Raw genomic sequence first — 18,263 nt, forward strand, 5'->3', positions numbered from 1 at the left:
GTGAGATGAGATGTCCGAACAGATGGACTGGGGTTTTGGCCCTACATCAGGCCTTGTATCGCGGGATGTTTGACCCGCTTTTCCGCCACCACCTCAGCACCCGAAATCTTGGTAGAGGTAGCGAATTCGTTGAATGTTTCATCCGCGCCATAGATGTCGCGCGCGACACCCGTGGTCAGTTGCGCAGGAGTGCCATCGAACACGATGCGCCCGTCCCGCATTCCGATCACGCGGTCACAATATTGGCGCGCCGTATCCAATGTATGCAGGTTCGCAATTACCATGCGCCCGTCTTCTGTGTTGATCCGCTTGAGCGTATCCATCACGATTTGGGCATTCATGGGATCAAGGCTGGCGATTGGCTCATCGGCCAGAATGATCTGGGGATCTTGCATCAAGGCGCGGGCGATGGCGACCCGTTGCTGTTGACCACCGGACAACGCCTCAGCCCGTTTGGGCGCTTGTTCGGCAATGCCCAGACGATCAAGAATATCAATCGCGCGGGAAATATCGGCCTTTGGCCAAAGATTAAACATCGTGGCCAAGGTCGAAGCGTGGTTCAATTTCCCATGCAATACATTCGAGACAACATCGAGGCGTGGCACAAGATTAAACTGCTGAAAGATCATGGCGCAGCGGCTTTGCCATGCGCGCGCCTCCGCGCCGCGATAGGCAAGCACATTGGTGCCATCAACCAGAATTTCGCCATCCGTGGCATCGGTCAGGCGGTTCATCATCCGAAGAAAGGTGGACTTGCCCGCCCCAGAGCGGCCAATGATCCCGACAAAGGCAGGTCGGTAGATAGAAAAGCTGACGCGGTCAACGGCAATCTTGCTGCCAAAAACCCGGGTTACGTTGCGCACTTCGAGCATAAGGCCCCCTTCCAAAATCTTGAGGGCCGTATCGCCGTGCAATGATTCAGTTACGTGACCGAATTGTTACCGTTTCGTAAAAATATCATCGGTCAGGCAACGCGCAGGCCGCGCGACCAAACCCCGCGCAAACGCGGTGTGCCGCCCGCAACAGACAGGCGCAAAACGTCACCGCGCAAGCCTTGTTCGATGCGGCCACGATCCTGCAAACCCGCAGCCTTAGCAGGGTTGGCCGTCACTGTGGCCATGGCGCGCGGCAGATCATTCCACATTTGCCCCAAGCGATAAGCCGACAGCAAAAGCGCGGCAGGGACATAATCGGAGGAGATGATATCCAACAGGCCCGCTTCGGCCAATTCGGCAGCCGAAACATTGCCCGAATGTGACCCGCCACGGATCAAATTGGGCGCGCCCATCATAACCGCGATGCCATGCCTATGGCAGGCCTCGGCCGCCTCGCGCGTGGTCGGGAATTCGGCCAATTTGATCCCGTAGCCTGCCGATTTCGCGACATGATCCGCGGTGGTATCATCATGGCTTGCCAAAAGCGCGCCATAGCGGCGGGCGTGATCCACTGCGGCCTGTTCGTGCATATCCCCAAATCGCGCACGCATATCTGTCAGCTGTGCGATATGGTCTAACCATTCATCCTCGCTGAGATTGTTCTTGCCCATCACATAAGCTTTGAGCTTGGACAGATCACGGAATTGCCGTTGCCCTGGTGTGTGATCCATCAGGCTCACCAAACCTACGCGGTCTGCTGGGCCAAATTCGGCCAATTCTTCCGCCAAGGTTTCGGAACAGATTTCGGCGCGCAAGTGTAGAAAATGGCTGATCTTCAGCATCCCTTGATTGCGCAGGGCCAACATCTCGCTGGCCAAAGGACGGGCATAGCGTTCGTAACGGGTTTTGCCCGAATTAATCGACCCAATGCGCATGGCATCGAAAACTGTCGTGATCCCTGCCCCTGCCAGTTCGGCATCATGGGCGATAATGGCCGCATCATGGGGCCAATCAACTGACGGGCGCGGCTGCATGTGCCGCTCAAGATTGTCAGTGTGCAATTCAACCAGACCAGGCGTCAGAAAATCGCCCTCGCAATCAATCGCGCCACTCGGCAAGGTGCCGCCTTCGCGGATATCCGCAATAACCCCATCTTGCACAATCACGCTGCCTGCAAAGACCCGATCCACAGTAACGATCTGCGCATTGCCGAAAATCACTTCGCTGCTCATGATTGGTCTATCCTTTGAATAAGCCTGCCTCAGCGGCGGCGATGGCGACCTCTATCGTGCCGCTATTGTCAATTTCCACGATATTCAGGCCTTCGGGCAAAGGAACCTGTCGCGCCAGACGCGCGGCGATATCCTGTGCATCCTCGCGCCCGCGCGCGGCAAGACGCGTGGCCAAAACCGCAGGACTTGCGGTGATGGACAGAACCACTACATGCGCAAATCGCAACGCAGCCTCGCTCAACACATTGCGAGACAAGTTTGCAAGGACATCATGACCTGCGGCAATCCAATCGGCCACCTCAGCGGGAATACCATAAGAGAGGCCATGCGCCTGCCATGACAAGGCAAAGGCCCCCTGCCCGTTGAGACGCGCAAATTCATCTGCGCTGACCCCATCAAAGGCCTCACCCCCCGCATCACTGGGGCGGGTGATCACGCGTTTGGCCGCGCGCAAATCTGGATGGCGGGCCATCAGCCCTGCCATCACGCTGTCTTTGCCCACCCCCGAGGGGCCAACAACCGCAATGATGCGGCCTGTCTTCATGCGATCTTCCTTGGGGTAAAGACGCTGACATCAATGGCGCGATCCGCCACCCGCTCGCGCGCTTCAAGGTCATGGAAAATTCCAACTATCGCAGCCCCTTCTGCCTTCGCCTCTTCGATCAGCGATAGCACCGTCTCGCGGTTCTGGGCATCAAGGCTGGCGGTTGGCTCATCCAAAAGTAAAACAGGATAGCGATGTGCAAATCCGCGCGCGATGTTGACGCGTTGCTGTTCACCGCCCGAGAATGTCGTGGGCGATAACGGCCAAAGCCGTTCGGGGATGCGCAACCGCGTCAGCAAATCTGCGGCCCGCGCCTGCGCTTCGTCCTCAGCCACACCAAGAGACAAGAGCGGTTCTGCCACAACCTCTAGGGTGGGCACGCGCGGCACCACGCGCAAGAACTGGCTGACATACCCTAAAACCTCGCGCCGTAGGGTCAAAATCTCGCGCGGGGTGGCGGTGGTGATGTCCAACCCGTTCACCACCACACGCCCCGCTTGCGCCAGATAATTTCCGTAAAGGATGCGCATGACAGTGGATTTCCCTGCCCCGCTTTCCCCTGTCAGGGCGACACATTCGCCCGCCGCCACGGAAAAATTCGCGCCCTCTAGCACGGGGATCACCGCGCTGTTTTGATTGTGCAGGGTAAAAGATTTCCCCAAATCTGTGACTGTGATCATCGTCATCCCTCACACCTGCAAAACCGAAGATACCAAAAGCTGCGTATAGGCATGTTGCGGATCATCCAAGACCTGATCGGTCAAACCTGTTTCCACAACATGGCCCGATTTCATCACCATCAGCCGATCTGCCAAAAGACGCACGACCGCCAAATCATGGGTGACGATAATGGCCGACAATCCCATACGGCGGACAAGACCGCGCAGCAAATCCAACAGCCGTGCCTGCACGCTAACGTCCAAGCCGCCCGTGGGTTCGTCCATGAAAACAAGGCGCGGGCCCGTCACCAAATTGCGCGCGATTTGCAGGCGCTGCTGCATCCCACCCGAAAAGGCCGAAGGGCGATCATCCATACGGGCGGTGTCGATTTCAACCTTGCTCAGCCAGTCACCTGCGGTCTGGCGAATATCGCCATAATGACGAGCGCCGACCGCCATCAACCGCTCGCCGACATTACCGCCTGCGGATACCCGCATCCGCAATCCATCACGCGGATTTTGATGCACAAAGGCCCAATCGGTGCGCGACAGCATCCGCCGCTCGGCCTCAGGCATCTGACGGACATCACGGGGGCCATCGGCACGGGTGTCAAAAATCACTTCCCCCTGATCAGGGCTCAGATGCCCCGCTAGGCAATTGAGCAGCGTAGACTTACCTGACCCAGACTCGCCCACAATCCCCAAGACTTCGCCTGGATAAAGATCAAACGAGACATCTGCACAGCCAATCCGCGTGCCGTAGCGTTTCTCAATATTGCGCACTTGCAAAAGCGGGGTCATGCGGCCTCTCCTGTCTCGCGGCGGCTGGCGCAGTAATCTGTGTCAGAACAGACAAACATCCGCCCGCCCGCATCATCCACGATCACCTCATCTAAATAACTGTCTTCAGCCCCACATAGCGCACAAGGATGTGCCGCTTTTGACGGATCAAAGGGGTAATCTTCAAAATCGAGACTCACGACCTTGGTATAGGGTGGCAGGGCATAAATCCTTTGCTCACGTCCCGCCCCAAACAATTGCAAGGCAGGGCTTTCCAATTTGGGATTGTCGAATTTCGGGATTGGAGACGGATCCATCACATAGCGCTCTTCCACCTTCACGGGATAGGCATAGGCGGTCGCAATCTCGCCATGGCGCGCAATGTCCTCGTAGAGCTTGACATGCATCAGGCCATATTCCTCAAGCCCATGCATCTTGCGCGTTTCGGTTTCACGCGGCTCTAGGAAACGCAGCGGCTCGGGGATTGGCACTTGATAGACCAAAATCTGATCCACACTGAGCGGCGTTTCAGGGATGCGGTGGCGCGTTTGGATGACAGTGGCCTCCGTGGTTTTCTCGGTCACGGCCACGCCTGCGGTTTTCTCGAAAAAGCGGCGGATTGAAACGGCATTGGTCGTGTCATCCGCACCTTGGTCGATGACTTTGAACACATCATCGGGGGTCAAGCAGGCGGCAGAAACCTGCACGCCGCCCGTGCCCCACCCATAGGGCATTGGCATTTCGCGACTTGCGAAGGGCACCTGATAGCCTGGAATGGCCACCCCCTTCAGAATAGCGCGGCGGATCATCCGCTTGGTCTGTTCATCGAGATAGGCAAAATTATAGCTCATTCTGCAGCCTCCCGTGGGCCTGTAGATGCCATCATCGCCTCGGCGCGCAGGCGGCGGATCAGCTCCAATTCAGATTGGAAATCCACATAATGGGGCAATTTGATATGTTCGAGAAACCCAGTTGCTTGCACATTATCGGAATGGGACAGGACAAACTCTGCGTCTTGCGCGGGCGCGCCCACATCATCCTCACCCAATTCCTCCCATCGCAAGGCGCGATCCACGAGGGCCATGGAAATCGCTTTGCGTTCGGATTGCCCAAAGACCAAACCGTAACCGCGGGTGAATTGCGGCGGCTCGGTCTTGCTGCCTGTGAATTGGTTCACGGTTTCACATTCGCTGACCGTGATCTCGCCCAGATCAATGGCAAAGCCCAATTCGGGAATATCCATCGACACAGCCACGCGCCCGATCCGCAATTCGCCCACGAACGGGTGGTTGCGCGCATAGCCCCGTTGCGTGGAATAAGCCATGGAGAGAACAAACCCCTCATCGCCACGCGCCAAGGCCTGAAGTTTCAGCGGACGATCCGCAGGGAAATCCAAGGGCTCGCGCGTCAGATCACGCGGGGGCGTGTTATCCTCAGGCTCGGGCTGCAATAGACCCTCGCGATCCAGAAATTTGGTGACATGCGGCAAAGGTGCGGCATCCACTGGGGCGCCCCCCTCATCCTCGGACGGGACCGCCCCATCTGCCATCAACGCGAAATCCAACAGACGGTGGGTATAGTCAAAGGTTGGCCCCAAGATCTGCCCGCCTGGCAGATCCTTAAAGGTGGCCGAAATGCGCCGATCACAGCGCATCGCGCCAGTATCAATCGGGGCGCTAACCCCAAAACGGGGCAAGGTGGTGCGATAGGCGCGGATCAGAAAAATCGCCTCAATCATATCGCCGCGCGCCTGCTTGATCGCCAGAGCTGCCAAATCAGGATCGTATAGCGAACCTTCGGCCATGACCCGATTGACAGCCAAGCTAAGCTGTTCGCGAATTTGCGGGATGCTCAGTTCCGCCACATCGGTTGCGCCGCGCCGCTCATCGGCCAGCCATTCATGGGCGGCGTCAATCGCCCGCTCGCCCCCCTTTACCGCAACATACATTAGGAAGCCCCCTCAATACGGGTGGATCGCGGCAGGGCCGCTATTTGGCTGCCTGACGTGAAGAACGTATCAAAACCAAGCGGGAAGCGGCGCGCATTGGCGACAAAAGCCGCAGTCTCGGGCAGATTGAGATAGGCCTCCGCCTGAATGCCTGGCCCAGTCAAGCGCACCCCCTCCGCCGCGAGATGATCCATCTCAACGATCAATGTGACAGAGCGGTCAGGGTAATCTTGCACACCTTGACGCATTTTCCCGAGATCAACGCAAAGCTCATCCCATGGGCCAATGGCGAAATCTGCCTCATCCGCAGCAACCAAAGGCGCGCCCGTATGAAAGCGCAGCCATGCGCGAATGGCATCTGTGTCGCAAGACGGGGAAAGGTAAACCCGTGTTTCAGGATCACAAAGAACCAGCAGCAAACTGCCCGCCGCAGGGGATAAGGGCAGCGGCGGATGCCCACCTGAAATCTCGCGGATCACCCCAGGACGGGCCATCACATCCAAGGCCGCGCGAAAAGCAATTGCCGCATCGCGCGGGGGATTGGCGAATCCGCCCCCCATTGCATCGGTCACATTTGGCTCAGACATTGCCATACTCATTCCCCCCGAACCATGGTGAAAAATTCAACCTTTGTGCCCGCCGCGCGCACCGCCCGCGCGCCCTCACGCGCTGCTTTTTCCGCGCGCAAAGGGGTGATCACGGAGGCAATCAAAGCCGACCCTTGATCTGTCTGACACAGCGCATCGACAAGCGCGGCATAGGTTGCGGCCTCATGACTGCGGCCCTGCACATATCCATGCCCGACCGCACCGCTCTCGGTGAGGCGCACCGAGGCGCGGGTGACAGTCATTTCACCGAGATTAAACGCAGCGCCCACCGCGCCTGCGCGCCCACGCACCATGACCGTGCCAATTTCAGGCGCACGCAAAACGCTATGCGGCACCTCAACGCCTGCGGATTGACACAGCGCGATCAAGCGATCTGCGGAGGCCTGTGCCATGGTGGACAGCCATGCTTGCCGTTCGATGTGTTCGCCTAAATTCGACATCTTGCGAAGTTATCCGATAAAATATACAACTAGACAAACTTTACGCTCAACCCTGCCCCCTCACAAGCGGCTTTTGATGAAATTTTGATGACAGATGCCCAAAGCCACGATCTGGACAGAAATTCGAGACGACCTTGAAACCGATATCCGTTTGGGACGCTTTGCAGCGGGCAAGAAATTGCCCACAGAGGCGGAATTGGCCGCCCGCTTTGGCGTGAACCGCCATACGGTGCGCCGCGCCATCGCAAGTCTGGTTGAGGCGGGGCTGGCCCTTAGCCGCCAAGGCGCAGGCGTTTTTGTAACCGAAGCCCAGACCCCTTATCAGATTGGGCCAAGGGTACGGTTTTCCCAAGCTATCCGCGCAACAGGCCGTGTGCCCGACAGACGTTACACCACATTGTTCAGCCGCCCTGCTGATGCCAAAGAGGCCGAGATGCTCGATATCCGCGAGGGGGAATTGGTGCATCACGCAGAGGGTCTATCCTATGCCGATGGGGTGGCTCTGTCGCTGTTTTCATCTTGCTTTCCTGCCGCAAGGCTGCCGAATTTATTGGACAATCTTACACGCGACCCTTCGATTACAGCGGCCTTTGCGGCGGATGGGTTTGACGATTACCTGCGCCGCGACACGCAAATTGACGCGCGCGCGGCCACAAAATTGCAGGCACATCAATTGGGCATTCGCCATGGCGCGGCCCTGTTAGAAATCACCGCGATTAACATCTGCGCAAAATCTGGCGCAGTCTTGGAATTCGGGCAAAGCGTGATGGTAGGCGGGCGCGTTAAATTGCGGGTTGAGGGCTCTGCCCCGACACCCCTGCCGCCCGCACAAAATGCGCCCTAAGGAAAAGCTGCGCAACACCGCTTGGCGTGTGATGCGTGGCTGTCTCCGCCGCGCGCAGGGTGAAATCTGACCCCAGCCGCGCAGCAAGCGTGGCGGCATCATAACGCTGCACAGGCAGGCCGCTGCATCGCTCAGGGCCATCCTGGTGAAACACCGACAAGATCACATGACCCTTGGGGATCACAGCGCGGGCCATCATCTGCACATAGGCCGCCTGCGCGTCAGGGTCGGTTAAGAAATGAAACACCGCGCGATCATGCCAAAGGTGATAGTGGCGGGGCGGTTGCCAGTTGCGCAAATCCGCACAAATGAAGCGCGGCGGATGGTCAAGATCACGACAGGCCGCCGTGCTTTGGGTCATGGCATGGGCCGAAATATCGATGGCTGTTACATCGCGATAGCCTGCAAGCGTCAAGCCACGCACCAAACCTGACCGCCCTGCCCCTGCATCTAGAATGGGCGCGTCAGGCCCAAGCTTGAGCGCCGCGATTTGGGCAAGGACGTGGGTGTAATCTGCTTGATACCACCCAAGCTGATCAACCGCCCGATCGTGATAGACCGCATCCCAAAAGCCAGCTTCCGCAGCATTCGGGGATGGCGCATGATCTGTCATCTGATGAATTGGTCAACGTAATCTGCGCCAAGCCCGACGCGTTCGTAATGCGCGCGGCACAGATCAATCTTGGTAAAGACATCCTCATAGCCCAAAACCTCGCCATAAGGATCGACATAGCACATGACGCCATTAACTTGGAAAAAGGTGATCATTTCTTCGACCCCTTCGGGAACCACCAAAGTGTGAGTTTCACCAGGAGGTTCATACACATACGAGCCTTCGGTCGCCTCCCAATCGTGCTCAAGGTAATACCACCGTCCTTTAAGAACCCAACCATGTACTGCTTGAGGGTGTCGATGGCGCGATAGAACACCTGATTTTTTCACCTTCAGAAGGTTCATCCAATAACCCTGAGAACGATTCAAACACAGCGGACGAAACCATACATTGGGAGCCTGCGGAACCCAGATCCTTTCATCATCTGGAATAGCATTAGGCACTACTATCTCTTCCAAGGCATCTTTTGGAAAAGGAAGCTGATACGGGGTCATTGGATCTTGGTCAGTTTTTTGTAGGGGCATATTATCTCACATTGCACTATATCCGCCATCTACAGGGTAGATAGCACCGGTTATAAAGCCCGCGCGATGCGATAGTAGCCACGCTACAAGCTCTCCAATTTCATCAGGTTTGCCCCAACGCCCCATCGGCGTGCGAGCCAAGATTGGTCCATTGCGCTCTGGATCTTCGCGCAAGGCAGCTGTCATTTCTGTTTCAATCCATCCAGGTGCAATCGCGTTTACGCGAATTCCATCGGCGGCCCATTTTCCAGCCAAAGCCTTGGTTAACTGGGAAACGCCGCCTTTTGAGGCTGAATAGGCTGGCACAAGTGGTCCGCCAAATGTGCTGAGCATCGAAGCGGTATTAACAATCGCACCTTTAGATCTGACGAGCAATTCATGAGCTGCTAAACAAGTACGCATTGTACCAGTGAGGTTGATCTCGATGACCTTGGTGAAAACATCCATTTCATATTCCGCACCACGAAACAAAACGCCGGCACAATTAACAAGGGCATCCAGAGTTTCAAACCGGTTAAAAAATTCAGTAACCTGACCTTGGTCGGTGACGTCTAATACAGCGGTTTCCACGCTGGGCACAGCAATTGAGAAAGCATCGATCTCGCGCTCATCAAGACCTGTGGCCAATACATGCCAACCCTCTCGCAATAGCACGCGCGCAATACCGGCGCCTATCCCGCCCGTACCACCGATAACTACTGCATTCTTCATATTTGTACCTTTGCGAGCGGAATACTTGAGCCACCTTCATACAAGATGGCAGCGCATACAAGTTTCAATTAAAGTTTAATTGAGCCTTATATTTCTACGCGCCCATCTCAGTTGCAAACTCAATTAAGTCAGACGCAATGACATCCCACTCTTGCTCGGCAGTTAGATCAGTCTTCTGCCCGGGACCATACTCGGTAGACCTTGGAATGAATGCCGTCCGCAGTCCACATTCACGTGCAGCAACAAGGTCATAATTATGCGCAGCACATAACATCACCTCTTCAGGATCCAGATACATCATCCGACACACTCCCAAGTATGTCTCAGGATCAGGTTTATAATGCTGGTATAACTCGCAAGAAAAGGCATGATCCCATGGCAAATTCGCAAATTTGGCCATGTTAACCAGAAGAGAAACATTAGCATTAGATAATGGGCCAATCACAAACTTACGCTTCAAGCGTTCCAGCCCCTCAACTGCGTCTGGCCAAGGATTTAAACGGTGCCAAACACGGTTAATATACATTAAATCTAGCTGACCAAGCTCAGGTGCGTGTAGTTCTGATAGCACAGCCTGAAGACTTTCAAAATGTAAGTCATCCAAATTAGTCCAAGGAATTTCCCCTGATCTTACGCGCCCCATTTGCGGCTCGTAGCTGCCGCGCCAAAGATCTGCTACCAGCGCCCAGTCAATTGATAGGCCTTTTTGTTCACCCCACTTAGACAAGTCCTCAATAATGCTTCCACGCCAATCAACAACTGTTCCAAAACAATCAAATATAATCAGTTTTACATTCTCAGGCCCAGTCATTTTGGGTCTCCGTCATTAAATTCGTAAATAGCAATCTCACCAAACCACAAGGCAAATGGTCTGCCAATAAATTTAAAGTGCGTGACTTGAAGCTCCTTTTGTAAGCTATTCGAGTTGCTATCTCTAACTAACGCTATTTTTGCTCATTTAACGATTATTTGTCTTACGCCATTTGGCAAATTTATCGAGATTTTCTTCCTTGGTTGCGGGATACAGACCAATAATCGTGGCACCATTTTGTACTTGCTCAATTACAAAATCTTCGTACGCCGTCATCTCGACGGCTTCGTCTGCAACTTCCTCGGCCAGATGGGCTGGAATAACTATGACACTGTCATCGTCGCCGACCACAATATCACCGGGAAAGACCGGTGCATCGCCACAACCAATAGGTTCGTTTATCGCTATTGCCTCGTTCGTCACCAGGCTCGTAGGTGAAGAGGGGCGGTTATGATAGGCCGGTATATCGAGTTCGGAGATATTCATAGCATCACGCAAACCGCCGTCAGTTACCACACCAGCACCGCCGCGCATCATCAAACGAGTAATCAAAATGTCTCCCGCACTTGCGGCAAGCGCCGACTTCCTGCTGTCTATCACCAAAACATGTCCAGGCGGACAAGTCTCGATAGCGACCCGCTGCGGGTGATCCGGATTACTAAGCTCAGCCAGCTGATTGCGGTCTTCTCGCGCAGGTATAAAGCGCAAAGTGAAGGCAGGGCCTACCATATTCTTACCTTTTGGCGATAGAGGCCGCACATCCTGGATAGTTTGGTGGCGCAAACCACGCTTGAAAAGTGCGGTTGCCAATGTAGCAACAGAAACCTGTTCGAGTTTTTCTTTCATTTTCTGTGTCAGTGGATGACTGTTCATAGGGAAATTCCTTCGGTTCAAACGTTAGGAGCCATAAATATTTGCAATCGAGCATTGGCCAAACTTCGCAAATATAATCTCTTGCCTCATTTCAGAGGGACATCCTTTGGACAGAGATAACACAATGCGCATGGTCGCGATTTTATTCCATTAGAATATATCAGGCTCACCCGCAGTTTGACCGTGATCGCGTGTCAGGTAATCAAAATCGCAGCCGGTATCGGCTTGCCCCACATGTTTGGAGAACATCCATCCCCAGCCGCGTTGGAAGCGAGGTTCAGGGGGAATCCAGGCGGCTTTGCGGCGCTCTAGTTCCGCGTCATCGACTATCATATTGAGCGACCGGTTCGGCAGGTCCATTCGGACTATGTCGCCAGTTTTTAATAGAGCCAACGGTCCACCAACAAAGCTTTCTGGAGCAACATGAAGAACACAGGCGCCGTAAGATGTCCCAGACATACGCGCATCTGAAATGCGAAGCATATCGCGATGCCCCTGCTTTATAAGCGCTTTTGGGATCGGCAACATCCCCCATTCCGGAAAACCTGGTCCACCCTGTGGCCCGGCATTACGCAAGACCAGAACATGATCAGGCGTAACTTCAAGATCTTCGTCGTCAATCGCCGTTTTCATCTCGGCATAGCTGTCAAAGACCAGTGCCGGCCCTTCATGGATATGATATTTCGGATCGCAAGCGGCCGGTTTAATTACCGCACCCGACGGACAGAGGTTGCCACGCAACACCGCTAGAGACCCTTCATGGTAGACCGGGTTGGACAACGGGCGTATGACGTCATCGTTGTAGACCTGAGCATCTGAAATATTATCAGCTAGCGTTCGACCGTTGACCGAAACAGCCGATGTGTCGAGCCGGTCTGCGATCTGCTTGATCATGGCAAGCAACCCTCCGGCGTAATAGAAATCCTCCATCAGGTAGTCCTTCCCTGACGGTCGAACGTTGGCGAGCAATGGAACAGTACGCCCCAACGCGTCGAGGTCGTCGAGCGTCAGTTCCACCCCCGCGCGGCGGGCCATAGCGATGAGGTGCACTACTGCATTAGTGGAACAGCCAGTGGCCATGGCGACGATGGCGGCGTTCTTCACACTGGCCGAGGTAACAATATCTTGCATAGAGACATCTTCCCAAACCATTTCTACGATCCTCCGGCCACAAGCGCTTGCCATGCGCGAATGATTGGCATCAACGGCCGGAATTGAGGAGGCTCCTGGAAGCGTCAGCCCCATAGAATCTGCTATGGTCGTCATCGTGGATGCCGTGCCCATCGTCATACAGACGCCATGAGAACGAGCAATTCCGCCTTGCACACCCCGCCACTGCTCATCGTTGATATTGCCAGCGCGCCGTTCGTCCCAATATTTCCAAGCGTCAGAACCAGAACCTAGGATCTCTCCGGCGTAGTTGCCGCGTAGCATCGGTCCCGCAGGTAGATATATGAATGGCACTCCAGCGCTAAGCGCTCCCATAATCAGAGCAGGCGTCGTTTTATCGCAGCCACCCATCAATATAACCCCATCAAAGGGGTGAGAGCGGATAACCTCTTCAGTCTCCATGGCCAGCATGTTGCGATAGAGCATAGAACTCGGTTTTGTAAATTGTTCATCCAAGCTGAGAACTGGCATCTCTATAGGGAAACCGCCCGCTTGGTTCACACCGCGCTTAACTTCTTTGGCGCGCTCAGGAAAATGCCCGTGGCACGAGTTGATCTCTGACCAAGTGTTTAAAACACCAATTATCGGTTTCCCCCGGAACTCCTCTTCCGCATAACCAAGCTGCATCATTCGAGATCGATGACCAAAACTTCGCAAATCATCTGGGGCGAACCAACGAGATGACCTCAATGAATCAGGTGTTTTAGGCATCATTCATTGTCCCTGTGCAATCAACCGTATGAAATTTATTAATAATGATGACCTTAATATTCTGCCACATGTATAAAAGTCCAAGCACCATTTAGCGACCCAGCGCCCAGAACGAATATATGCTGTCATGACGCAAACTTGGTTAGACATGGCTCGTGCGCTACACCTAACATCCAAGGGACGGCTGAGGATAGTGATAGACCCACTGCAAATAGAATTCATCAGAGCGGCTGAGAACTATCGCAAGTCATAAGATCAAGGAGGTTTTGATGGAGCGGGTAGCGGGAATCGAACCCGCACGACTAGCTTGGAAGGCTAGGGCGCTACCATTACACCATACCCGCGTGCTTGAATGTGGGGGTAAGTCATCGTCCCGTTTTCGTCAAGGATGAATGAGCCTTGACCTATGATGCGGATTTCCGCACATCACACATATGTTGATATTCAAAATTCTCCGCCCTTCCGAATGGGACGTGCTTTGCGCCCAGAGGGAAAGCCTTGGCGCGCCGATTGATCAGGCCGATGGCTATATCCATTTCTCGACCGCAGCGCAGGTGGCCGAAACCTTGGCCAAGCATTTTTCAGCTGTCGAAGGATTGATCCTTGCCGCCTATGAGGCCGATGCCTTTGGCGATGCCCTGCGGTGGGAGGTGTCGCGCGGCGGCGATCTTTTCCCACATTTATATGGCAAGCTGCCCTTAGACGGGGTTTTATGGCATCATGAATTGACGCTTGAAAATGGTCTTCACATTCTGCCCGATTTGAACGGGTGATGAGAGATTAGGACATCTGATGTTTGAAAAAGCCGCCCTTGCCGCCTTGCGCCTGATCTCACCTGAACGCGCGCATGGTCTTGCGCTGACCGCGCTGAACATGGGGCTTGCCCCCAAAACAGGGCCAATTACCACCTCACGTTTGGCAACAACTGTGGCGGGGATGAATTTCCCAAACCCGCTTGGCCTTGCGGCGGGCTTTGACAAAAATGCCACCGCAATTGCGCCCTTAATGGAAACAGGGTTGGGGTTCATTGAGGTGGGGGCAATCACGCCACAGGCGCAGCCAGGAAACCCGCAACCCCGCGTGTTTCGCCTGCCGCGTGACCGCGCGGTGATCAATCGCTTTGGCTTTAACAATGAAGGCATGGAGGCTGCATCCAAACGTCTGGCCGACCGCCCCCATCGCATTCCTTTGGGTTTGAATTTGGGCGCCAATAAAACTAGCATGGATCGCGCGGCAGATTACGCTTTGGTTTTGGCCCGTTGTGGGGGGCTGATTGATTTTGCTACGATCAACATCTCCTCGCCCAACACCGAGAACCTGCGCGACCTGCAGGCCGCCGACCAGCTTGAGCGCTTGTTGCAAGGGGTAATGGATGCGAATTTTGATCTCGCCCGTCCCGTGCCGCTCTTTGTGAAAATTGCACCTGACCTGACCAATGACGAGATTGACGCCATTGCAGAGCTTGCCTTGCGGATGCAGCTTGCGGGGATCATTGCCACCAATACCACCATTTCACGCGAGGGGTTGCGCGGGCGCCATCGGCGCGAAACAGGGGGCCTCTCAGGGCAGCCCTTGTTCGAGCGATCCACCCAAGTTCTGGCACGACTGTCGCAGCAAACAGGCGGCAAGATTGCCTTGATTGGTGTGGGGGGCGTGGCCAATGCGGATCAAGCCTATGCCAAGATCAAGGCGGGCGCACATTTGGTGCAGCTTTACACGGGGCTTGTTTATGGCGGTATGGATTTGGTTGCCGATATCCTTCAAGGTCTTGACGCCGCTCTTGCGAAAGATGGCCATGCCAGTTTGCAATCTGCCATCGGCACAGAGGTTGACGCATGGCTTTGACCCTCTGGCATAATCCACGCTGCTCGAAATCCCGTCAGGCTTTGGCATTGCTGACAGAGAGGGGCATAGAGTTTGACACGCGCGCCTATTTAGACGCCGCGCCCACCCATGCCGAACTGGCCGCAGTGATCGCAAAACTAGGCCGCCCTGCCCGCGATCTGATCCGCGTAAAAGAGGCCCGCGAAACGGGGGTGGATTTGACCGATGAGGCCGCAATCTTAGCTGCCATGGCCGATGATCCACTCCTGATTGAACGCCCTGTTTTGATCAGTGAAACCGCCGCCGCGATTGGCCGTCCGCCTGAAAACATCCTCAGGCTGCTTTAGGTCGCGCTGCGCTCAAGTGCGGGATAGCGCGCCCCAAGGCTGAGACCGCGCAGGATGAACATCCCCAACAACGCGGCCCATAACCCGTGATTTCCATAGGTGGGCATCAGCGTCAGGCACAGTATCACATAGCCTGCGAAAGACAGGGCCATCATGTTGCGCATGTCACGGGTGCGGGTTGCGCCAATGAATATCCCGTCCAAAATCCATGCTTGAAACCCAACAAGCGGTGCAAGCACCATCCAAAACAGGTAATCACGCGCCTCAATTCGTACTTCGGGCGCAGTGGTGAGAATATCAATAATCTCGCCTCCAAAGACCCAAAAAGCTGCGGCCATCACCACCGCCACACCGCCCGACCAAAGCGCCGTCATCATGGCGCTGCGGCGCAAGGCGGCACGGTTTTTGGCCCCTAAGGATTTTCCAACAAGACTTTCGGCGGCAAAAGCAAACCCATCCAACCCATAGGCGGTAATATGGATGAATTGCATAAGAATTTGATTGGAAGCGAGGGTCGTATCCCCGAAATCCGAGCCGATATAGATAAATGAGGTAAACCCTGCCATCAGAAAGACGGAACGGATCAAAATATCGGTGTTGACCTGCGCCATATGCAACAGCCGCCTGCGATCAAAAACGCGCGGCCAATCGCGCCATGCAGCCTGCGAAAATCCCGCGCGACACAGATAAAGCCCAAGCGCCAAGCCCGACCATTCTGCAATGGCCGTGGCCGCGGCCACACCATCGACATCATAGCCCAAACCCAACACAAACCCCGCTGACAGCAGTATGTTCAACCCGTTCATCCAGAGCTGCAAAACGAACACGGCGCCTGTGCGTTCAGCGGCAATCAACCACCCCGTGATGCCATAAATCGCGATTGCAGCGGGGGCAGACCAAATCCGGATTGCCATGTAATCGCGCGCCAAGGCCTCGACCGCATCACTTGCGGGGGCTATCGCAAAAATGGCCGCGAAGATTGCCGATTGCAGCAGGATCAAAAGCACACCAGCCACCACGCCAATCATCAAAACGCGCGACAGCAAAGCCGAGATTTCTGCCTGATCCCCTGCCCCATGGGCCTGCGCGGCCAAACCGACGGTGCCCATGCGCAAGAATCCAAAAATCCAAAATACAGTGGTCATGGATATCGCACCCAAGCCTACCGCACCGATCATAGCCGCATCACCCAATTGGCCAACAACGCCCGTGTCGACCAAACCCAAAAGGGGCACTGTGATGTTTGACAGAACCACAGGCACGGCGATGCGCAACACCCGCGCATGGGTCAAGGGCGGGGTCTGATCCGTCATGGGACTGTCCCCAAGGCAAAATGGCCATGCGCCGCGGCAATGGGGGCGTCTGGATCACCTTGCCACATCGTGACCGAGACCGAGGCAAAACGGCGCCCCGCGCGGGTCAGCTGCGCCTTGGCAAACCCATCCTCGGGCAGGCCGCGGCGTAAATAATCCACAGTGAAATCAATCAACTTTGGCGGGGTTATCAGCGGGATAGAGAGCGCATGTATCACATGGGTTTGGGCCGCGATCTGCAGCACCGATGCCGTAACCCCGCCATGCAGTGCGGGCAAAATCGGATTGCCAATCAAAACGCCACGATAAGGCAATTTGATCACCCCGCCCTCTTGGCCCTCTAGGCCCAAAAACCGCGCATAGGGCAGCTGGTTCAAAATCTGCTGCATCAGCCCTGCCTCGTTTGCGGGTTGACCATCTCCAAGACACCCTTGCCATCTGGCCCATATTCGACCGTGAAACTTCCGCTGGCTTTGGCCAAAAGCGCGCCTGTCTCTTGATCAGTGGCCGCCACAGTGACAAAGGCCACATTTCCCCTGATGGCATAACACTCCGCCTTGGCCAGAACCGTGCCTTTTGCACTCTGACCCATCACATCAAGGCGCAGATCTAAGGTCGCGGTCGCAAGGGCTTTGCTGTCATGCGCCACCACCGCCGTGCCTGCGCAGGTGTCCATCAGCGCCATGAGTGCGCCTTCATGCAGCGCGCCCGCAGCATCACAGAGATCGGGCAGAACCCGCATCGTCATCGCCGAAGTCCCAGATCCAAGGGCAACAATGTTCATCTGCAACGCCGCCGCATAGGGCAGTTGCGTGATGAAACTTTGCGCGACATGGAGGAAATCCGACTGGTCGGAGGGCACGGGCATAATCCAACAAATTGGGGTTGATGATCTGCACCATCTAACGCGCGGCGCGCGCCCGCGGCAATGCGCAAATTACATCGATACCAATTCTATGATAAGCTGCGATCACATCATGGATCAGCCGAGGATGCCGCAAATGCCATCAGACGCCCCACAGCGCGAGGCCGATTTTCGCACCATCGGAGAGATGTGCGCCCTGTTTCAAGTGACGCCGCGCAGCCTTCGCTTCTACGAAAGCAAGGAGCTGTTGGCCCCCTTGCGTGTGGGACAAAAGCGGCTTTATTCCCGCAGCGACCAAGCGCGTCTTAAACTGATTTTACAGGGCAAACGGTTTGGCTTTAGCCTAGAGGCGATGCGACAATTGCTTGACCTTTATGCACTTGGCGACAATCAAGTGACGCAATTGGAAAGAAGCCTAGAAGTTGGGCGTGAAAGATTGCACGATATGCAGGCACAATATACCGAGTTAGGCCAAGCCATTCGTGATTTGCAAAGTCAAATTGATTTGGTGGCGCAAATGCTGGCAGACCGAAAATCGGATCAAGACCCACAGTCATAACGTGACATAAGG

Annotated in this window: 23 protein-coding genes and 1 tRNA gene; 5 read left to right on the plus strand and 19 right to left on the minus strand. The window is 55.2% G+C overall.

Annotation, left to right across the window (positions count from 1 at the left end; all coding sequences use genetic code 11):
* Positions 1-41: 41 nt before the first annotated feature.
* The 9 genes from phnC to phnG all read right to left on the minus strand — a co-directional run bounded on the left by phnC (position 42) and on the right by phnG (position 7,086).
* On the minus strand, positions 42-872 hold the full coding sequence (phnC, locus tag AAC632_RS00240; RefSeq protein ID WP_340298698.1) for a phosphonate ABC transporter ATP-binding protein: 831 nt from the start codon (positions 870-872) through the stop codon (positions 42-44).
* Positions 873-964: 92 nt separating this feature from the next.
* The gene (locus AAC632_RS00245) at positions 965-2,107 is read right to left on the minus strand and encodes an alpha-D-ribose 1-methylphosphonate 5-triphosphate diphosphatase (RefSeq protein ID WP_340298697.1); all 1,143 of its coding nucleotides are present in this window, start codon (positions 2,105-2,107) and stop codon (positions 965-967) included.
* 7 nt (positions 2,108-2,114) lie between these two features.
* A complete protein-coding gene (gene phnN / locus AAC632_RS00250; protein WP_340298696.1) occupies positions 2,115-2,651 on the minus strand; it encodes a phosphonate metabolism protein/1,5-bisphosphokinase (PRPP-forming) PhnN in 537 nt (178 codons plus the stop codon).
* Positions 2,648-3,331, minus strand: coding sequence for a phosphonate C-P lyase system protein PhnL (phnL, locus tag AAC632_RS00255; protein ID WP_340245286.1), 684 nt, complete (start codon positions 3,329-3,331; stop codon positions 2,648-2,650). The genes phnN and phnL overlap by 4 nt, the downstream gene beginning before the upstream one ends.
* 9 nt (positions 3,332-3,340) lie before the next feature.
* Entirely contained in the window at positions 3,341-4,111 is a 771-nt protein-coding gene (phnK, locus tag AAC632_RS00260) for a phosphonate C-P lyase system protein PhnK (protein ID WP_340260054.1), read from the minus strand.
* Entirely contained in the window at positions 4,108-4,941 is an 834-nt protein-coding gene (locus tag AAC632_RS00265) for an alpha-D-ribose 1-methylphosphonate 5-phosphate C-P-lyase PhnJ (RefSeq protein ID WP_340298695.1), read from the minus strand. Before AAC632_RS00265 ends, phnK begins: the two co-directional genes overlap by 4 nt.
* Positions 4,938-6,038 (minus strand): carbon-phosphorus lyase complex subunit PhnI, encoded by a 1,101-nt coding sequence (locus AAC632_RS00270; RefSeq protein ID WP_340298694.1) that lies wholly within the window; start codon positions 6,036-6,038, stop codon positions 4,938-4,940. Before AAC632_RS00270 ends, AAC632_RS00265 begins: the two co-directional genes overlap by 4 nt.
* Positions 6,038-6,625, minus strand: a complete 588-nt coding sequence (gene phnH, locus AAC632_RS00275) for a phosphonate C-P lyase system protein PhnH (RefSeq protein WP_340298693.1) — start codon at positions 6,623-6,625, stop codon at positions 6,038-6,040. The genes AAC632_RS00270 and phnH overlap by 1 nt, the downstream gene beginning before the upstream one ends.
* Positions 6,626-6,633: 8 nt before the next feature.
* Positions 6,634-7,086: a phosphonate C-P lyase system protein PhnG gene (gene phnG, locus AAC632_RS00280; protein ID WP_340298692.1), complete on the minus strand. Its 453-nt coding sequence runs from the start codon at positions 7,084-7,086 to the stop codon at positions 6,634-6,636.
* A 94-nt stretch (positions 7,087-7,180) separates the two neighbouring features.
* Here phnG and phnF point away from each other — a divergent pair, with 94 nt between their 5' ends.
* Entirely contained in the window at positions 7,181-7,930 is a 750-nt protein-coding gene (gene phnF / locus AAC632_RS00285; RefSeq protein WP_340298691.1) for a phosphonate metabolism transcriptional regulator PhnF, read from the plus strand.
* On the opposite strand, the gene AAC632_RS00290 is transcribed toward phnF, so the two are convergent.
* From AAC632_RS00290 to AAC632_RS00320, 7 genes are all read right to left on the minus strand, one after another.
* Positions 7,869-8,543, minus strand: coding sequence for a class I SAM-dependent methyltransferase (locus AAC632_RS00290; protein ID WP_340254992.1), 675 nt, complete (start codon positions 8,541-8,543; stop codon positions 7,869-7,871). The genes phnF and AAC632_RS00290 overlap by 62 nt on opposite strands.
* Positions 8,540-9,067, minus strand: coding sequence for a 2,4'-dihydroxyacetophenone dioxygenase family protein (locus tag AAC632_RS00295; RefSeq protein ID WP_340299838.1), 528 nt, complete (start codon positions 9,065-9,067; stop codon positions 8,540-8,542). The genes AAC632_RS00290 and AAC632_RS00295 overlap by 4 nt, the downstream gene beginning before the upstream one ends.
* A 6-nt stretch (positions 9,068-9,073) precedes the next feature.
* Positions 9,074-9,778, minus strand: a complete 705-nt coding sequence (locus AAC632_RS00300) for an SDR family NAD(P)-dependent oxidoreductase (RefSeq protein ID WP_340298690.1) — start codon at positions 9,776-9,778, stop codon at positions 9,074-9,076.
* A 94-nt stretch (positions 9,779-9,872) separates the two neighbouring features.
* Positions 9,873-10,589: a haloacid dehalogenase type II gene (locus AAC632_RS00305; protein WP_340298689.1), complete on the minus strand. Its 717-nt coding sequence runs from the start codon at positions 10,587-10,589 to the stop codon at positions 9,873-9,875.
* 147 nt (positions 10,590-10,736) lie between these two features.
* Positions 10,737-11,462, minus strand: a complete 726-nt coding sequence (locus tag AAC632_RS00310) for a ribonuclease activity regulator RraA (RefSeq protein ID WP_340298688.1) — start codon at positions 11,460-11,462, stop codon at positions 10,737-10,739.
* 150 nt (positions 11,463-11,612) lie between these two features.
* A complete protein-coding gene (gene araD / locus AAC632_RS00315) occupies positions 11,613-13,346 on the minus strand; it encodes an L-arabinonate dehydratase (RefSeq protein WP_340298687.1) in 1,734 nt (577 codons plus the stop codon).
* A 267-nt stretch (positions 13,347-13,613) separates the two neighbouring features.
* Positions 13,614-13,687: transfer RNA gene (locus AAC632_RS00320), tRNA-Gly, on the minus strand.
* A 90-nt stretch (positions 13,688-13,777) separates the two neighbouring features.
* Between AAC632_RS00320 and AAC632_RS00325 the strand changes: the two genes are divergently transcribed.
* Genes AAC632_RS00325 through arsC form a run of 3 tightly spaced genes read left to right on the plus strand, consistent with a single transcriptional unit; the run spans position 13,778 to position 15,514 of the window.
* Positions 13,778-14,116 carry a DUF952 domain-containing protein gene (locus AAC632_RS00325; RefSeq protein ID WP_340298685.1) on the plus strand — a complete coding sequence of 113 codons (339 nt, stop codon included), beginning with the start codon at positions 13,778-13,780 and terminating at the stop codon, positions 14,114-14,116.
* Between the two features lie 19 nt (positions 14,117-14,135).
* The gene (locus AAC632_RS00330) at positions 14,136-15,188 is read left to right on the plus strand and encodes a quinone-dependent dihydroorotate dehydrogenase (protein WP_340298683.1); all 1,053 of its coding nucleotides are present in this window, start codon (positions 14,136-14,138) and stop codon (positions 15,186-15,188) included.
* On the plus strand, positions 15,179-15,514 hold the full coding sequence (gene arsC / locus AAC632_RS00335; protein ID WP_340298682.1) for an arsenate reductase (glutaredoxin): 336 nt from the start codon (positions 15,179-15,181) through the stop codon (positions 15,512-15,514). The genes AAC632_RS00330 and arsC overlap by 10 nt, the downstream gene beginning before the upstream one ends.
* Here arsC and AAC632_RS00340 read toward each other — a convergent pair.
* From AAC632_RS00340 to AAC632_RS00350, 3 genes are read right to left on the minus strand one after another with little or no spacing between them, the layout of a single operon-like run.
* On the minus strand, positions 15,511-16,827 hold the full coding sequence (locus AAC632_RS00340; RefSeq protein WP_340298680.1) for an MATE family efflux transporter: 1,317 nt from the start codon (positions 16,825-16,827) through the stop codon (positions 15,511-15,513). The two genes, arsC and AAC632_RS00340, sit on opposite strands and share 4 nt — an antisense overlap.
* Complete coding sequence (locus AAC632_RS00345) at positions 16,824-17,216, minus strand: PaaI family thioesterase (RefSeq protein ID WP_340298679.1); 393 nt, start codon at positions 17,214-17,216, stop codon at positions 16,824-16,826. The genes AAC632_RS00340 and AAC632_RS00345 overlap by 4 nt, the downstream gene beginning before the upstream one ends.
* Complete coding sequence (locus tag AAC632_RS00350; RefSeq protein ID WP_340298677.1) at positions 17,216-17,689, minus strand: PaaI family thioesterase; 474 nt, start codon at positions 17,687-17,689, stop codon at positions 17,216-17,218. The genes AAC632_RS00345 and AAC632_RS00350 overlap by 1 nt, the downstream gene beginning before the upstream one ends.
* A 139-nt stretch (positions 17,690-17,828) precedes the next feature.
* On the opposite strand from AAC632_RS00350, the gene AAC632_RS00355 reads away from it, so the two are divergent.
* Positions 17,829-18,251, plus strand: coding sequence for a MerR family transcriptional regulator (locus AAC632_RS00355; RefSeq protein ID WP_317655448.1), 423 nt, complete (start codon positions 17,829-17,831; stop codon positions 18,249-18,251).
* The last annotated feature ends 12 nt before the right edge of the window (positions 18,252-18,263 follow it).

Origin of the sequence: Roseobacter sp. HKCC-CH-9351, from assembly GCF_037830295.1 — a bacterium.
In the GTDB taxonomy this organism is placed as follows: domain Bacteria; phylum Pseudomonadota; class Alphaproteobacteria; order Rhodobacterales; family Rhodobacteraceae; genus M30B80.

Bases quoted from the DNA above. Each gene is read 5' to 3' on its own strand.
- AAC632_RS00325 (WP_340298685.1), top strand. From the start codon at position 13,778: ATGTTGATATTCAAAATTCTCCGCCCTTCCGAATGGGACGTGCTTTGC.
- araD (WP_340298687.1), bottom strand. From the start codon at position 13,346: ATGATGCCTAAAACACCTGATTCATTGAGGTCATCTCGTTGGTTCGCC.
- AAC632_RS00340 (WP_340298680.1), bottom strand. From the start codon at position 16,827: ATGACGGATCAGACCCCGCCCTTGACCCATGCGCGGGTGTTGCGCATC.
- AAC632_RS00290 (WP_340254992.1), bottom strand. From the start codon at position 8,543: ATGACAGATCATGCGCCATCCCCGAATGCTGCGGAAGCTGGCTTTTGG.
- AAC632_RS00270 (WP_340298694.1), bottom strand. From the start codon at position 6,038: ATGTATGTTGCGGTAAAGGGGGGCGAGCGGGCGATTGACGCCGCCCAT.
- AAC632_RS00265 (WP_340298695.1), bottom strand. From the start codon at position 4,941: ATGAGCTATAATTTTGCCTATCTCGATGAACAGACCAAGCGGATGATC.
- AAC632_RS00245 (WP_340298697.1), bottom strand. From the start codon at position 2,107: ATGAGCAGCGAAGTGATTTTCGGCAATGCGCAGATCGTTACTGTGGAT.
- AAC632_RS00305 (WP_340298689.1), bottom strand. From the start codon at position 10,589: ATGACTGGGCCTGAGAATGTAAAACTGATTATATTTGATTGTTTTGGA.
- AAC632_RS00310 (WP_340298688.1), bottom strand. From the start codon at position 11,462: ATGAACAGTCATCCACTGACACAGAAAATGAAAGAAAAACTCGAACAG.
- phnL (WP_340245286.1), bottom strand. From the start codon at position 3,331: ATGATCACAGTCACAGATTTGGGGAAATCTTTTACCCTGCACAATCAA.
- AAC632_RS00355 (WP_317655448.1), top strand. From the start codon at position 17,829: ATGCCATCAGACGCCCCACAGCGCGAGGCCGATTTTCGCACCATCGGA.
- arsC (WP_340298682.1), top strand. From the start codon at position 15,179: ATGGCTTTGACCCTCTGGCATAATCCACGCTGCTCGAAATCCCGTCAG.
- phnG (WP_340298692.1), bottom strand. From the start codon at position 7,086: ATGTCGAATTTAGGCGAACACATCGAACGGCAAGCATGGCTGTCCACC.
- phnK (WP_340260054.1), bottom strand. From the start codon at position 4,111: ATGACCCCGCTTTTGCAAGTGCGCAATATTGAGAAACGCTACGGCACG.
- AAC632_RS00330 (WP_340298683.1), top strand. From the start codon at position 14,136: ATGTTTGAAAAAGCCGCCCTTGCCGCCTTGCGCCTGATCTCACCTGAA.
- phnN (WP_340298696.1), bottom strand. From the start codon at position 2,651: ATGAAGACAGGCCGCATCATTGCGGTTGTTGGCCCCTCGGGGGTGGGC.
- phnC (WP_340298698.1), bottom strand. From the start codon at position 872: ATGCTCGAAGTGCGCAACGTAACCCGGGTTTTTGGCAGCAAGATTGCC.
- phnF (WP_340298691.1), top strand. From the start codon at position 7,181: ATGCCCAAAGCCACGATCTGGACAGAAATTCGAGACGACCTTGAAACC.
- AAC632_RS00345 (WP_340298679.1), bottom strand. From the start codon at position 17,216: ATGCAGCAGATTTTGAACCAGCTGCCCTATGCGCGGTTTTTGGGCCTA.
- AAC632_RS00300 (WP_340298690.1), bottom strand. From the start codon at position 9,778: ATGAAGAATGCAGTAGTTATCGGTGGTACGGGCGGGATAGGCGCCGGT.
- phnH (WP_340298693.1), bottom strand. From the start codon at position 6,625: ATGTCTGAGCCAAATGTGACCGATGCAATGGGGGGCGGATTCGCCAAT.
- AAC632_RS00295 (WP_340299838.1), bottom strand. From the start codon at position 9,067: ATGCCCCTACAAAAAACTGACCAAGATCCAATGACCCCGTATCAGCTT.